This window comes from Flagellimonas sp. (assembly GCF_965222555.1).
Lineage (GTDB): Bacteria > Bacteroidota > Bacteroidia > Flavobacteriales > Flavobacteriaceae > Flagellimonas.
The window spans coordinates 33,580-47,991 of sequence record NZ_CBDCUG010000003.1; the positions used below are offsets into that span (position 1 = coordinate 33,580).

At 35.4% G+C, this 14,412-nt stretch carries 14 protein-coding genes and 1 other RNA gene; 6 read left to right on the forward strand and 9 right to left on the reverse strand.

The window, feature by feature from the left end:
- Positions 1-466: 466 nt before the first annotated feature.
- The 4 genes from ACOQO1_RS03620 (at position 467) to ACOQO1_RS03635 (ending at position 3,814) form a co-directional block, all read left to right on the forward strand.
- Positions 467-1,684, forward strand: coding sequence for a hypothetical protein (locus tag ACOQO1_RS03620; protein WP_420601501.1), 1,218 nt, complete (start codon positions 467-469; stop codon positions 1,682-1,684).
- Positions 1,681-2,610, forward strand: a complete 930-nt coding sequence (locus ACOQO1_RS03625; RefSeq protein WP_420601502.1) for a S66 peptidase family protein — start codon at positions 1,681-1,683, stop codon at positions 2,608-2,610. Before ACOQO1_RS03620 ends, ACOQO1_RS03625 begins: the two co-directional genes overlap by 4 nt.
- Positions 2,610-3,287, forward strand: a complete 678-nt coding sequence (locus ACOQO1_RS03630; protein WP_420601503.1) for a hypothetical protein — start codon at positions 2,610-2,612, stop codon at positions 3,285-3,287. The genes ACOQO1_RS03625 and ACOQO1_RS03630 overlap by 1 nt, the downstream gene beginning before the upstream one ends.
- A gap of 92 nt (positions 3,288-3,379) precedes the next feature.
- Entirely contained in the window at positions 3,380-3,814 is a 435-nt protein-coding gene (locus tag ACOQO1_RS03635; protein ID WP_420601504.1) for a hypothetical protein, read from the forward strand.
- 1 nt (position 3,815) lies between these two features.
- On the opposite strand, the gene ACOQO1_RS03640 is transcribed toward ACOQO1_RS03635, so the two are convergent.
- The 5 genes from ACOQO1_RS03640 to ssrA form a co-directional block, all read right to left on the reverse strand.
- The gene (locus ACOQO1_RS03640) at positions 3,816-4,409 is read right to left on the reverse strand and encodes a D-sedoheptulose-7-phosphate isomerase (protein ID WP_420601505.1); all 594 of its coding nucleotides are present in this window, start codon (positions 4,407-4,409) and stop codon (positions 3,816-3,818) included.
- Positions 4,410-4,530: 121 nt separating this feature from the next.
- Positions 4,531-5,481 carry a bifunctional heptose 7-phosphate kinase/heptose 1-phosphate adenyltransferase gene (locus ACOQO1_RS03645; protein WP_420601506.1) on the reverse strand — a complete coding sequence of 317 codons (951 nt, stop codon included), beginning with the start codon at positions 5,479-5,481 and terminating at the stop codon, positions 4,531-4,533.
- A gap of 1,017 nt (positions 5,482-6,498) precedes the next feature.
- A complete protein-coding gene (locus ACOQO1_RS03650; RefSeq protein ID WP_420601507.1) occupies positions 6,499-6,783 on the reverse strand; it encodes a DUF2188 domain-containing protein in 285 nt (94 codons plus the stop codon).
- A 9-nt stretch (positions 6,784-6,792) separates the two neighbouring features.
- Positions 6,793-8,037, reverse strand: a complete 1,245-nt coding sequence (locus ACOQO1_RS03655) for a site-specific integrase (protein ID WP_420601508.1) — start codon at positions 8,035-8,037, stop codon at positions 6,793-6,795.
- Positions 8,038-8,271: 234 nt separating this feature from the next.
- Positions 8,272-8,669, reverse strand: a transfer-messenger RNA (tmRNA) gene (ssrA, locus tag ACOQO1_RS03660).
- A gap of 344 nt (positions 8,670-9,013) precedes the next feature.
- Between ssrA and ACOQO1_RS03665 the strand changes: the two genes are divergently transcribed.
- Complete coding sequence (locus ACOQO1_RS03665) at positions 9,014-10,219, forward strand: NAD(P)-dependent oxidoreductase (RefSeq protein ID WP_420601509.1); 1,206 nt, start codon at positions 9,014-9,016, stop codon at positions 10,217-10,219.
- Positions 10,220-10,301: 82 nt separating this feature from the next.
- Complete coding sequence (locus ACOQO1_RS03670) at positions 10,302-10,577, forward strand: hypothetical protein (RefSeq protein WP_420601510.1); 276 nt, start codon at positions 10,302-10,304, stop codon at positions 10,575-10,577.
- Between the two features lie 256 nt (positions 10,578-10,833).
- Here the strand turns inward: ACOQO1_RS03670 and ACOQO1_RS03675 are convergent, their stop codons facing one another.
- The 4 genes from ACOQO1_RS03675 to ACOQO1_RS03690 all read right to left on the reverse strand — a co-directional run bounded on the left by ACOQO1_RS03675 (position 10,834) and on the right by ACOQO1_RS03690 (position 14,395).
- Entirely contained in the window at positions 10,834-11,949 is a 1,116-nt protein-coding gene (locus ACOQO1_RS03675) for an Sb-PDE family phosphodiesterase (protein WP_420601511.1), read from the reverse strand.
- Positions 11,950-12,085: 136 nt separating this feature from the next.
- Complete coding sequence (gene creD / locus ACOQO1_RS03680) at positions 12,086-13,438, reverse strand: cell envelope integrity protein CreD (protein ID WP_420601512.1); 1,353 nt, start codon at positions 13,436-13,438, stop codon at positions 12,086-12,088.
- Positions 13,439-13,488: 50 nt separating this feature from the next.
- The gene (locus ACOQO1_RS03685; RefSeq protein WP_420320095.1) at positions 13,489-13,785 is read right to left on the reverse strand and encodes a winged helix-turn-helix domain-containing protein; all 297 of its coding nucleotides are present in this window, start codon (positions 13,783-13,785) and stop codon (positions 13,489-13,491) included.
- Between the two features lies 1 nt (position 13,786).
- On the reverse strand, positions 13,787-14,395 hold the full coding sequence (locus ACOQO1_RS03690) for a hypothetical protein (protein ID WP_420601513.1): 609 nt from the start codon (positions 14,393-14,395) through the stop codon (positions 13,787-13,789).
- Between the last annotated feature and the right edge of the window lie 17 nt (positions 14,396-14,412).

Below are 14,412 nucleotides of genomic sequence, written 5' to 3' on the forward strand. Positions count from 1 at the left end.
GAATTTTACTTCATATAGTTAATCCAAAAGCTTCATACTTGTTTGAAAATGATGTTAATTGTACATTTTTTTAAAATGTCAGATTGTACTTTTTAAATTGTCACTTACACATTTTAAATTATTCACTGTGCTTTTTTAAATTATCAGCAACAGCCAACCGCTAAAAACCCGACAAAGGCATTTGTACTATAATGTGCCGCTTTATGTAACTTGAACTTTGGTTAAAAGCGAAAGTAGGCACAGTACTTCCTGAAAAATTTCTACTATAAAGCTCTTTCAAAAAAGGTAATGCAACACTCTTTTTGCCAATAGGGTAGAACAGTGGAGCAAAATGTGTGTGGAATGGCATCGGTTTCTATCATTTTGAGGTTTGAAAAAATATTAATGATAGAATCAATTCTTTAAAGTAAAAAATAAGAAGTAAGTTTAATAAGCGGATTTAATTAATCTAAGTAATCCTTTTAATATGAATTTAGAACTGATTTTAGACCTCCCACCATCAAAATCACTGATTTATATGGAAAGGTATGTTAATGACGGTTCACCAAGTGGCTTTACGTTTAAATATAGCACTTCTAAGGATTATTCTCCACGTTTTGGTAAGGAAAAATTCAAAATACCAATCATATTTCCAAATAGCGTAAAAAAATATTCCTATGGCACTACCATGATAAATCTAAAAGAGCTAATTGATGGTATCCCGGTTCACCCTGACTTTTATAAAAAAATAAAGAATAGTTTTCCGAACTACGAATTGTCTTCTTTTTATAATTACCCAACCGCAAGCCCAAGAACATTATTGTCCGTAAAAAATGAAAACAAGTTTTATTCCAAACTTCATTATGATGGAGTTTTGTGCAGGGTTAAAAGAAAACTCCCATACAGGAAAGCTATAGCTGAAGTTGAAATTTCAAAACATTTTGAATTCTACATTGATAAGAATAATGTTAGGAATTTTGCTTTTTTAAAAAGCCCTTTTTGCAATACATACTGCACCGAAGAGGAAGCTGAACAATTTAGTGCTATCATACGCGAGTATGAACCATATCCACACTTGGACCTGAAAAAATATCTCATCCCCTTTTTCGCACTTTTTTCTCAAGACATTAATGACCTTGATGCTTCCAAAATACTAATCCAGCTTCTAAATTTTAATTCTAATCCAAAAGAAGTTTTCCTTGAAAAGATAATCTATCCAATAATAGAGAACTATATTAACTTAGTTAAATACAATGGATTAATTCCAGAAATAAATGCTCAAAATCTGCTTTTGGAGATTGATAATGATTTTAATATTCATAGAATAGTTTTTAGGGATTTAATGGGGGTCGAAAAAGACTTAACCGTTAGACAGAATATAGGCTTGAAGAATAATTTTGATTCTAAAAAATACAAATGCATATCGAAAAAAGACCCCTTGTATTTTAAGAGACATAGCTTCAGTTACGATTTTAAGTTAGGTAAATATGTTATCGAACCTTTGGTGAAGTGTTTTACGGAAAAATTCGATTATTCAAAAAACAAAATCAATAATCTAGTTAAAGAAAAGGCAAAGGAAATGTGGGGCGATTTTGCCAGTTTTTATTTCAATTCTTCTGAATTATGGTACTCACATCCTAAAACACTTTTGGTAGATAAAAAAAGTAGAATCTATTTAGAAAACAAAAATCCTTTATATAGATGAAAATAACTCTTCCTTATAAAATCAACAAAAACTCTACTATAGGTGTTTTTACACCATCAGAACCCATAACCCCTAAAAGAGAAGAAAGGCTAATTCGTAATATTAATTACCTAAAATCTTGCGGGTTTCAAGTAAAAACCAGCAAAAATTACAAGAGCACATATTTTTATATGTCTGGCACGGTAGATCAAAGAGTTAAAGATATTTCTAGCCTACTAAATGATGATAATGTTCATATACTTATGGCATCATGGGGCGGGAAAAGTTCTTCGCAATTAATAAAACATATAGATTATAATCTAATCAGAAAGAAAAGAAAACCCATTACTGCTTTTAGTGACGGCACCTTGATATTAAATGCAATCTTTTCACAAACAGGATTAATCTCCTTTGTCGGCCCTAATGTAGTTGGAAAATTAGATGAATCGAAATGGTCGGACTTAAAGCATCTACAAAGAGGCATGTATATGGTCAAAATTTTAAATAAAAACAATATTGACAAAATTATCTCACATGGAAAAGCTAAGGGAAGATTAGTAGGAGGTAATCTAAGCACATTTACATTAGGGCTAGTGGGTACCAAATACATGCCCAATATTGAGAATATGATATTCTTTTGGGAATCTGGAAGTGCTTCCCCGCAAATTCTAGATCAATACCTGACTTTGTTAGATAATTGTGGTTTCCTAAGCAAGTTAAGTGGAATGGTCGTTGGAACAATGGAGTTTTGTGTTGATGAGAAATGGAATTACAGAAGTCCATTTGAAATTATTTCAGATATTCTGAAAAAATATAACATTCCAATAATACAAACTGAATCTTTTGGTCATGGGAATAGGGAAAATCCAATATTTCCTATTGGAGCATTGTGTGAAATAGACACGAGCTCACCTTCTATGACTGTGATTGAAAAAATATTAGAATAATGGATCAATTAAGTACATTTCAACAAACCTCTTTTTATGAATATATAACATTTGTAGCATCTTCAATGTTGTTTTCCGTTCTTCTTATGATAGGTTTATCTCAATATGATTCCACTGATGGTGAATTATTTTTTCTAATGGATAAAACGAAACTAACAACAGGAATATCTGTTCTAGTAATATTTATTTTTTTGATGATATCTCATATTTATGGGCAAACTGTTAGTGCATTGTCAGAAAAAGTAATTGGCAAACCTCTTAAGTGGATAAACAAAAAAATTATTAAACATCCTGATTTTAAAGGAAAGTACGATAAAATAGTGGCTAAAATTGACACTTCAAGTCTGGTGCCAAACTCAAAGAAAAATAATAAATGGACGCTACTATATTTCATTTTAAGCAAAAACAAAGATGTAGGAACTGATTTAATGAAAAGATACGCTAGAGAAAAAGTTTCCAGAATAAATTCTATGAATTTCTTAATTCTATTTCTCCTTTCAATTTGGGTTAAAATATTCCCGGTTTATGGCGAAAAATTCTATCCCAGCTTATTTTCTCTTTGGTCAACATCTATAATACTTCTAATAGTTTTTTTAATATTTTGCTATGAGTATTTTCAGCGAAGATGTTGGAATTCTGATTTATTAACTAAGTCAATAGCAGTCTTTTTGGTTTGAAAACTTTTGTCCTAATAAGCGGGAGAAGATGCTCAGGAAAATCATACCTAGCTCGACAGTTAGCAATGAAATATGATTTCACTCATTACGAAATGAGTTTTATAGCTAAGGAGTTAAGAAACCAAGATGGTTGTAGTAATTTAAGGTTGAGGAATTACGTAAGTAATAAACATAAGTTACTTGGAAAATCTTTTTTAATGGCACATTTAATCCAAAATATAGAAGAGATTAAAAACGATAGAATTGTGATTTCAGGAATTAGACACGTAGAGGAAATAAATCTTTTAATAGATAGGGATTTTCAAGTTGTTGCTTATTACGTGTATGACAGTTTAGTTTCTAGACTGAAAAAGACCATTAAGCGAGATGAAAGAAGTTCTATTAAAGAGTTTTTTGTTGAGGAATATTATTCATACAAATGGAAGGATAAAAAAATAAAAAAAGTAGTTGAAATTATTGATAAGAGAAAAGAAACTAAGGCATTGGAACAGCTAATCTCCAGTCTTGTTGGTAAACAGATAATCTAATTTAATCTTCATTATCTGAACTTAAAAAAACTGATTCAACCAAATCAATAATAACATGGCATATAAACATATACGTCTCTTGTATTCTTTGAGTATTCGATGACGGAATTTTAATTAAGACATCACAAAACTCTTCTACCGAGCTAGAGTTTTGTCCACAAAATCCAATAGTAATACATCCTATTTGTTTGCCACTTTCCAAACCTTTAATAATGTTTGTACTTTTACCACTTGAAGTAAAAGCCAATAAAAGATCATTATTTCTAGCGAGAGCATTTATTTGTCTTTTAAATATATTATCAAAATTAAAATCATTTCCTAGTGCTGTTAATAGTGCACCACTGCTGGTTAAGGCATAAGCAGTAAATCCCTTTCTCTTTTTTTTAAATCTACCAACAAATTCAGCCGCTATGTGTTCTGCGTCTGCTGCACTGCCTCCATTTCCAATTAATAGAATTTTACCCCCAATACTAATATTATTAACTATTAATTCACATAATTGTTCGATTTTACTGATGTTATCTTTTAAAAATACTTCTAAAACTTCCTGGTGCTCTTTTGCTGATTTGACGATAATATCATTTATTGATTTCATAAATTTTAAACTGAAATTAATCTTTAAACATTCGTAAATTATGAGATGTCTCAGTCTCCACCAACTATTTAAAAAAGCTGCGACTTGTATATTTAAACAAAAGACTGAAAATAACAATAAACTAAGAACTCTGAACCTTTGACAACAATGTCTTTATTGAAATTGTAGAATCATACATACTACTTATTACAATACTTGCAGCTAAATTAGAAAGCCTAACGGACAAAGACATTTCAAACCCCTTAAGCAAGCACATTGCTAAAATCGCAATTACAGTGTCGCCAGCTCCAATTGTATTTTTAGCTTTGACATATATTCCTCTATGTTGTTGATGAGCACCCTTGGTCACATATGTTATTCCATGAGAACCTTGAGTTACTAAAATGTTTTCAATTCCATATTTTTTTAAAACTAATTCAGAATAAAAAATCAATTCCTTTTTAATATCCTGTATGGACGTCTTACAAACTTTTGATAACTCATTTAAATTAGGAGTTATAAAATACGCCCCTCTATATGGTTCAAAATCAATTTTTTTCGTATCAATAAAGACTCTTTTGTTTTTGGTTTTAGAAATTCTCATGATATAGTGAATTAGTTGCTCAGTCATGAAACCCTTATTGTAATCTGAAATAATTATTCCATCTACCTCAGAGATTACTCCTTCAATAATCGATTGGACTTGAGAAATATCTTTTTCTATTTTGCATTTTTCTTCAATATCAAATCTTACGATTTGAGTGTGGGAATCATGTACTCTGGCTTTAAATGTTGTGCAACTAGTAGAATTGAAAATAATATTTTCGATATTTTTTTCAATCAATAATTCTCTAAGGGAATCACCGTGTTTATCATTGCCTAGGGCTCCTATCAAAACAACATCGCCCCCCATGCTTTTAATATTATTTGCAACGTTAGCAGCACCACCCATAATCTGCTTAACTTCTTTTACCTTGATTATTGGGGATGTTAGTTCGATGGTTGTATCCAAAGAACTTCCTGAGAAGTATTCATCTAAAATTAAATCCCCAATCACCAATAGTTTTAAATCCTCAAAACTTAAATTATTCATAAACATATTATACAAATCAAATTAAAGATTTAAAAAATTGAAAATGAAATCGAAAAGCTTTTATGTTACAATGTACTTTGAAGTAATTAAAGCAAAAACAACTTCAAATATTTGAAATAAATAATAGGAAGGAAGAAAATGCGGGCCGGTAGGGGAGTGAATTTGTGGCTAACACAAAGAACGATTGCCCACGGCTTTGTGTTAGAGCGTAAAACGCCCAAATAGCGAAGTGATTAAGACACAAAGGGCAGGCGGAAGCATATTTTCTTCTTGATTTTTTATTTCTTTTTTATCAAGAAAAAAGAAAGGAGAGAACAACAAAGAGTTTCAATTCTATTTGACATAATGTTAAGATTGCTCTTAAAAGAGGCTGGTTCGGAGGAGGATGTGAGCAAGTGCTTAGAAATTTACTCGCAGAGAAATTTTAAGCTTTTGCGGCAAGTTGACGAAAAGCCCCTGAAATTTTTCTTCTCCAAATTTTCAAGTAAACTAAACGATTCAATAAGAACGAAAAGCTGAGCTTTTAATGGCGCTGGCCAAGCGGCTGAGAATTGCGTATAAAAATAAATGCAAGAGCATTTATTTTTTATGAAAGCAATGTGTTGTTGGCCGAGTGGCTATTCTACATAACGGCTAATTATAGATACAAATGTTTTTAAACTCTACGAAGCAAACTGCTTAATTAGTTTAGTGACCCAAGTTCCAATTACTCTTATGAAAACGAATGCTTCTGGGATATTTTATATAATACTACATTATAGCTATCAAATGGATAAACCACTCTTATTAACTAAATAATACATTTGTACTATAATTTTTCTTATGTATAATTAGAATTTGATATTCATGAAAGTTAACTCTTTCCAAATTGCACCTTTCGTAAAGAGTTTGTTGTATCTGATTACTCAAAGTAACAATCGGGCCTATGGTTGCTAGGCTAAATATAAATTAGAGTTTGTAAAGAAAAATCTAAATTCAATTACTATTCTAAATTGTTTATGTCGGGCGCTTTTGTGTTTACTCCCTATAACTAATCCGGTCTCGAATACCGCCACTTTCGCGGTGAATAATGACATCCGCTTTGTATTTACGAGCTAAACTTTTGGCTTTACGCAGTGCCGTGCTCTGTTTTCGATGTTTACTGGTAATACGTTGGTTCCCTTCGCGACGTACTGCCCAACCTTCCTTGTAGGGTACTACATGTTGGTGCCAGGTTCGGCCTCGTTTACCGCGCTGAGCGCTATTAAAAAAGACTTCAACGAGATCTATAAGGGTTCTTAACCAAGATTTGCCTTTTGACATATATTTATTTTAAACTTCTCTAGTCTGCTTGTTATTTTCCATACCTACCAACTTCTCTTTCAAAATTGCCATATCATCACCCACCTTCTTATTGACAATTTTTGCATAGTGCTGAGTAGCCCTTAGATTTTTATGTCCCAACATCTTTCCAACTGTTTCAATAGGTACACCGTTGGAAAGTGTTACAGTAGTTGCAAAAGTGTGTCTGGCTAAATGGGTGGTGAGATTCTTTTTAATTCCACAGAGATCTGCTATCTCTTTTAAATAGGCATTTGACTTTTGATTGCTTAAAACAGGAAGGATGCATTCTCCATTGACCACTTTGGGGTGGTTTTGATATTTTTCAATGATGGCAAGAGCAGTAGGAAGAAGGGGTATACTGAACTTTGCATCTGTTTTAGTGCGTTTGGCTTCAATCCATAAGTTGCCATCTATGTTTTTTACAAGATTATCTTGATTCAATTTCTGAACATCAACATAGGCTAGTCCCGTATAACAGCAGAATACAAACATGTCTCTTACAATATCGATTCGAGGCCACTTGATTTCTAAATCAACCAAGTTTTGTAACTCTTCAGAAGAGAGGAATTCTCGATTAACCCATTTGAATTTTACCTTATAGTTGTAAAACGGGTCTTTTGTTAGCCACCCATTGGCCACAGCCATGCGGATTATCTTTTTGAAATTGTTGATATATTTCAAAGCACTATTGTGGTTACAGTCTTTGACCGACTTCATGAAATACTCAAATCGGGTGATAAACTTTAAATCAACATCCTTGACAGGCAAATCTTCCCGTTTGTATTCATGGCGAATGAATTCTGCAATATGATTTCTGGTGGTGAAATAGCGTTTCCAGGTACCCCTGGCAAATTCTTTATCAACCAGTTTTTTCATTTGGCGGTTATGTTCGTCAAACACTGTCAAAAGCATTTTAACCTCTCTATCCTTACCTTTGTAAATATTCTTGATATCCAATGCCGAGAATGGATTTCCTTCCTCAACCAACTGGAAATGAATTTTATTTACTTTGGCCCGAACCATGTCCAGGTACTGGTTTAGTTGAACAGCCTCCATCCCGGAACCTCGCATTCTTCCAGTCTTGGCATTCCACTTTTCGGGATCAACTTTGCGAGAAATACTTAGTTCGCAACGCTTGCCAGTTACAGTTAATCGCAAGTATATTGGGACTTTCACGTGTTTTTCAAAGTGTTTGCCCTTTAGGTAAAATAACTGTGAGAATGAATCTTTCATTTTTCAGTCCTTTTTTAACAGGATTGAAGATACGAAAAATAAAAATATAATTTTCATAATTAGCATTAAATCAGTAAATTACAAGGAAATCGGTGAGTAATTAATTCACTTTGATTACTCACCGAATAACTCACCTAAAATTTGATATTATTTAGGTATAAATGAAATTGAATAAAATTAAAAAATCCTGTAAATCATTGATTTACAGGATTTTGTTCTAATTTAGTATTCTAAAAGTGGAGCCGGAGGGATTCGAACCCTCGTCCAAACAAGCAATCGCACTGCTTTCTACATGCTTAGTCCCTGTTCAATTTTCGATGCACAACCGACCAAAGACCGCCTATTGTACACTTAGCTTCTTAAGATTTTGGTGATACCATCAAAGCCATGGCACCCTTATGTTGACTTTTTTGGTGCTCCTAAACAGATCGCCGTCAACAAGGGCTATCCAGGAACATCTCGCTTCCCTACCTAGTAAGGACGAGGCTAATCTTACTATAATTCAGATTAAGCGGCAAGAGCGTAATTATTATCGCCAATTAAAAGTTTGGAAAATGATATTAACGAGCTATATCCCAGCGCTCGGCATGCTTACAATCCAATTGGTCTCGCTGTCAAAACCAGTCGGCCCCATAATGAGAACTGTCATTCCCGCGAAGGCGGGAATCTTTCTCATTTTTTTATCAAAGAACAATGTTATTTTTGTGGGCGTTTGCTCCTTCACCAGTCTTTTTCACCAAATGGTTTCAAAGACCTTGGGTTTCGGAGCACCGGGCTATCGGCTATACAAGCTTGCCCTGCTAAAGCAGTGCCAAGGCGGGGTATTTGCCTCTATCCCTAACGCGGCCTACCTACAATTGTTTCGGTAGGCAAGCTTGCAAAGGTATTCCAAAAACTATTCCAAAAAAAAAGTTTTGAGGACCAAACCTTAAAAGTTATGTTTGTAACAATAACTAACCAAAAAGTTATATAATTAATGAAATTCGGAATCATAAGAGAACGAAAGAACCCACCAGACCGCAGGGTGGTACTGTCCCCAACAGAGTGTCAAAATGTCCTTTCCAACTTTCCAGAGGCACAAATAAGTGTAGAATCTTCACCTATTCGTGTGTTCAAGGACCAAGAATATAAGGATATGGGAATTTCCGTGGCACAAAATGTAGAAGACTGCGATGTTATGCTGGGCGTAAAAGAAGTACCTATTGAAGCTTTAATTCCGAACAAAAAATATTTCTTCTTTTCCCATACCATAAAAAAACAGCCCTATAATCGTAAACTGCTTCAAGCTATTTTGGACAAAAACATTGAGCTGTATGATCACGAAGTGATTACCAACACTAAAGGACAACGTTTGGTAGCCTTCGGACGCTATGCAGGAATTGTTGGAGCTTACAATGGAGTCCGGGCGTACGGATTAAAATTCGATATGTTCAATTTACCCAAAGCGGAAACACTCAGAGATCAAGATGCATTGATTTCGGAACTGCGAAAAGTAAAACTACCCAACATCAAGATCTTGCTTACGGGTAGGGGAAGGGTAGGTAACGGTTCCCGGGAAATGTTGGATGCTATGGAGCTCAAAAAAGTAACTGTGGCCGAATTCCTGAATGAATCGTTCAACGAGCCGGTGTATTGCCAAATAGATGCTTCGGAATACAACAAGCGTAAAGATGGAGTTCGTGGAAACAAGGCTGATTTCTTTGCAAATCCAGAAGAGTACAGATCCAATTTCTTCCGTTTTGCCAAAGTAACGGATTTCTACATTGCAGGTCATTTCTACGGAGATGGCGCACCCTATTTGTACACTCGTGAAGATGCCAAACATCCTGATTTTAAGATCAAGGTGGTGGCCGATGTAAGCTGCGATATTGATGGCCCTGTGGCCACAACCATTAAGCCAAGCACCATTGCAGACCCTATTTATGGTTATGATCCAGAATCTGAAAAAGAAGTGGATTTTAAAGACCCAAACGCAGTTGCTGTAATGGCAGTGGACAATCTCCCATGCGAACTGCCAAGGGACGCCAGTAATGGTTTTGGCGGAGCGTTTTCAAAATATGTGATACCGGCCTTTTTCAATAATGACGAAGATGGCATTTTGGAGCGCGCCCGAATGACCCAAAACGGAAAACTCACCGAACGGTACAGCTACCTTCAGGATTATGTGGATGGACGGGAATAACCGCTCTTGGTCTAGGAGTAGGGCGCAGGTTTGTCGGTAGAGCATTATTTTTTGCTATATTGTTTGTCCTTATAGTAAAAGCGTGACATTCAATTGGATAATTTCCGGTGATGACAATCCTTCATTAAAGAAGGCCCGTATCGATTTAGAATATCGGTTAAGGCCTAGAATCACCAAATTCCTGCTATCACAGTTTGATGGTGACCATCCCATCAATTTTTCCAACTTTTATTTTGATGTAGATATCAAAAATCAGTGGATCTGGATTTCAGAAAAAACACCTTATGACATTATTGAAAAGATCAAGGTCGATTTTGACAGGGAAATTAATGGCTCGCACCTCTTTTCTGTTGCATAATGGTAAAATATCATTCTCGCAGTGGCGGGAATCCAAATAAATTTCAGGAAACATTTATTCTTACCTATCCCACATTTTGAAAGAAATTCGTCAGTTTGAGTGATTTTTTGTTGGCTGAGCGGAGTCGAAGTCAAAAAATAGTATCGAAAACAAGAATTCTATTGGGCTAGCCCCGCATTCTCGATACTTTTTCCCTTGAAAAAAACTCGAATTGACGGACTATCAATTTTTACTTTCCAAATAAACAACGGGTTTGTTATTCCTCAACAGTAATGTTTCTGCTCAATACAGCATGCTCCCTTGGTGCTATATAAGTTCTAATAGCGCTTAATTTCAATTCAATGCTATCCATGCGTTCCAAGGTTTTGATTTGAAGCGTTTTGGTACCTTTAGCCGGAACGGTAAAAACCGCCGGATTTGAATAAAACGTATAAGGCATCAAATTTTCAAACAATAGATCGGTACTTGATACATTCTCAAGAGTTACTCTCAAAACGGAAGTTTTACCAATGTACTTTGCTCCTTTAACTTGGATACAGGCATTGAGTAAGGGCAGCAGGTTCTCTTGCTTCCCGACCATTAGATCATCAAAAACGGCAACGGTTCTTCCTGCAAACAAGGCTTCTTTTAAACTTTCTTTTGTTCGTTCTTTGGCAAAAACCAAGGTAATAGGTCTGGAATGTCCTTTTTCTTTAAAATGCCAATCAATGAGCCCATGAATATCACTGGTTCCCATAATGGTCAGGTTTTGTTCCAAGGCCAGGGCAAGTGATTCCTCCGCATAATCCCCATCATTAATGACTTCAATTCCGTGCAGTTCTCCATTTTTTATACGTGCTTTCTGAAAATCACTCAAATTTGGATTTCCCGTAGGATTTTGTGGATGCCATGCAGGATGGTTCCAAAAAACAAAGGCTTTCTGTTTTTTTGCAGCAGCAAAGGCATCTTCGGCTTTATCTTGCAATAATGGATTGGCATCGGTAATAAAAATGGCATTACTATGCCCAGCAGGTGCATCTCTTGTGATTTCTGAACCTGCAATGACCAAAAGATCATGATTTTTTGCCTCGTTCATGGCAATTTCATAAGCTCGGTTTCGGTCTGGATGTGGAATATCTTTAGAGTGTGGTTGATATTCCAAATGCTCGGTTAGCGAAACAGCATCCAAATTGTCACGCAAGGCTTCCATAATCCTAATATTGGGCCAAACACTCCCATCCGAGAAAACAGTATGTTGGTGAAAGTCGGTTTTCAAGGTTTTATAACCCGGTACATCTGGAAACGATAGGGCTTTTGTACTATGATGCGAATGCTCCTGTGCATAAAAAGCTACGGAAAAAAGAAGAGCTAAGAGGATGGTTGGAATTTTCATGACTACGGTTTTATCAAAAATAGGAAACAAACCGCTTGATTGTTAACGAAAACATTGTTTTAATATTAAAACAATGAAATGTTAAAAATCCAAAAAACCATCCCAGAGTTTCGGGATGGCTTTTCTGTTTGTGGTGTTATTCCTGTCCACCAGACCAATCTATTCTTCGGGAGGTGAACATAATAATGCCCAGGATTATGAATAACCCTATACTACCTACCAACAAAGCATAGTCTTCCAGCTGAATAATAACAAAAATGAAGGCATACAAACTAAACATGGATCCCAGAATCAAAAGAGTGAATTTCGAATTTTTTAAAATGGAACGGGAATAAACGGTAATCAACCCTACCACCGAGATTCCTGATATTAAATAGGCAATCAGAAAGTTTTGGTGCTCAGAAATGGAGATCAAAAGTGTGTAGAACATCACCAAGGCCAATCCGATCATGAGATGTTGGAAAGGATGGATGGCAATTTTACTACTGATTTGAATCAAAAGGAAGACCAAAAGGGTGAGTCCAATGATCATTAACCCATATTTGCTCGTGCGCTCAGTTTTTTGGTAATCGTCAATGGGAACCATGAATTCGGTTCCAAAGGAAAAGTCGGATAAATCGGGGAGGTTGTCAAAAAAGTACTGCCCAAATCTTCTATTGGTTTCCAAAACCTTCCATTGGGCCTCAAAACCTTTGTTGGAAATCTTTTTGCCTTCTGTGTCAGGTAGGAAGTTACCATTGAAACTTGGTGAGTGCCAGTTGGATTTCATGGCAACATTGGTCTCCTTACCAATAGGAATAAATTGCAAAGTACTGCTTCCATTTATGGCTATTTTGGATTCAAATGACATGGGGTGCTCCTGTATATCTTGTAAATCAGAGAGATAGCCAGATTCCAATGTGTTCATGTAGGTATTGTCGAATTTGGGCTTAAGATCATAGTCTTTTTCCCCTAATGTTACCTTGACCGTATTTCGGATTCCTTTTAGGTTACTGGTCTTGAACAAAAGGGTGGCCTTGTCCCAAAGTATGTTTTCATCTTCAATTTCCTTTATGGAGAAGTCAAGCTGGGCAAATTCCCCTTTGATTTGGTTTTCGGAAGAAAATACCACGGATTCATAAATACCGCGTTCCAAAGGTTTGGTCTGCACTTGGGAGTTGATGTCAAGTTTCCGCGGAAAGAAATAGGCATAATGTCTTTCTGGTTTTTGGGAGGTTAAAAAGGTCTTTGTTTTTTCGTCAAACACCTTTTCCTCAATGTAAATGGTATAGGGAACTTTAAGAATTGGTCCATTGAGCACTACTTGGTTACCCCATTTGGTGTTTATTTCCTGAATGACCTCGGTTTGCCTGAATCCTCTTTCCCTGATCAGGTCTTTTACAAAACCAAGGGGAATAAGAAGAATTAGAATCAAGAACCCTACACTGAGCATTTTGGCCGAGATTGAATTTCTGAACCAGTTTCCAATTTTTTGTTTTTGTGATGTCATAATATATTGTTTAAAGTACTTTGTAATTCAAAGTGAATTGATAAAAAAAATTATGTTTGATTTTTAATGATATGTTCCAATGCCTCAATATGTTTTTTGAAAGATAATTTTCCCAATTTGGTAGCTGAATAACGGGTGTTGGGCTTTTTACCAATGAATGATTTTTCAATCTTGATATATTCTGCTTTTTCAAGGGTTTTGGTATGGCTTGCCAAATTACCATCGGTAACATCAAGTAATTCCTTCAATCTGTTGAAGTCAACCTCCTCGTTTACCATAAGAATGGACATGATGCCCAGCCGAATGCGATGGTCAAATAATTTGTTGATGTTGTCAATAAGCCCCATCCTACCCTTTTTGTTCCGTAAAGTACATCAAACTACCATAGATTATGTGCAATAGACCAAAACCTATGACCCAAAACCAAAATCCATAGCCAGGGAAAGCTGCACAGATCAACCCAATGACAATCTCAGCATAGCCTAAATATTTGATATTGCCAATGGTGTATTTTGATGCGTTCACCAGGGCAAGACCATAAAAAATGAGCATTAATGATCCAGTGAGTCCATAATGCTGGCTATTTAGTTTGATGAGAATATAAATACCTCCGGTAACCAAGGGAATCAAAAAATTGATAAGTAGCCTTTTGGTGGTATCGTCCCATACTTTTTCGTTGTTCTTTTTGGCTTTTCTTGAGGTCAATAAATATGCCGTAACAAAGCTTAGAACTGCTACTGCAATCAATATTCCAACAATCATTCTAAAATTCCAACTGTGCAATACGACTTCGCTATAGGTGTCTGGTAGCAAAAAGATATAGGCAATGACAGCTCCCGTAATAGCATAAATACCGGCAAGAATGCCTGAAAGTCCGCTGAGGGAGATAAAACGTGATGAACGGCTCATCAAATCTTTGATTTGGGAAATATCTTCCAAATATTTTTTTGATTCCATTTTAAAGTACTTTGAAA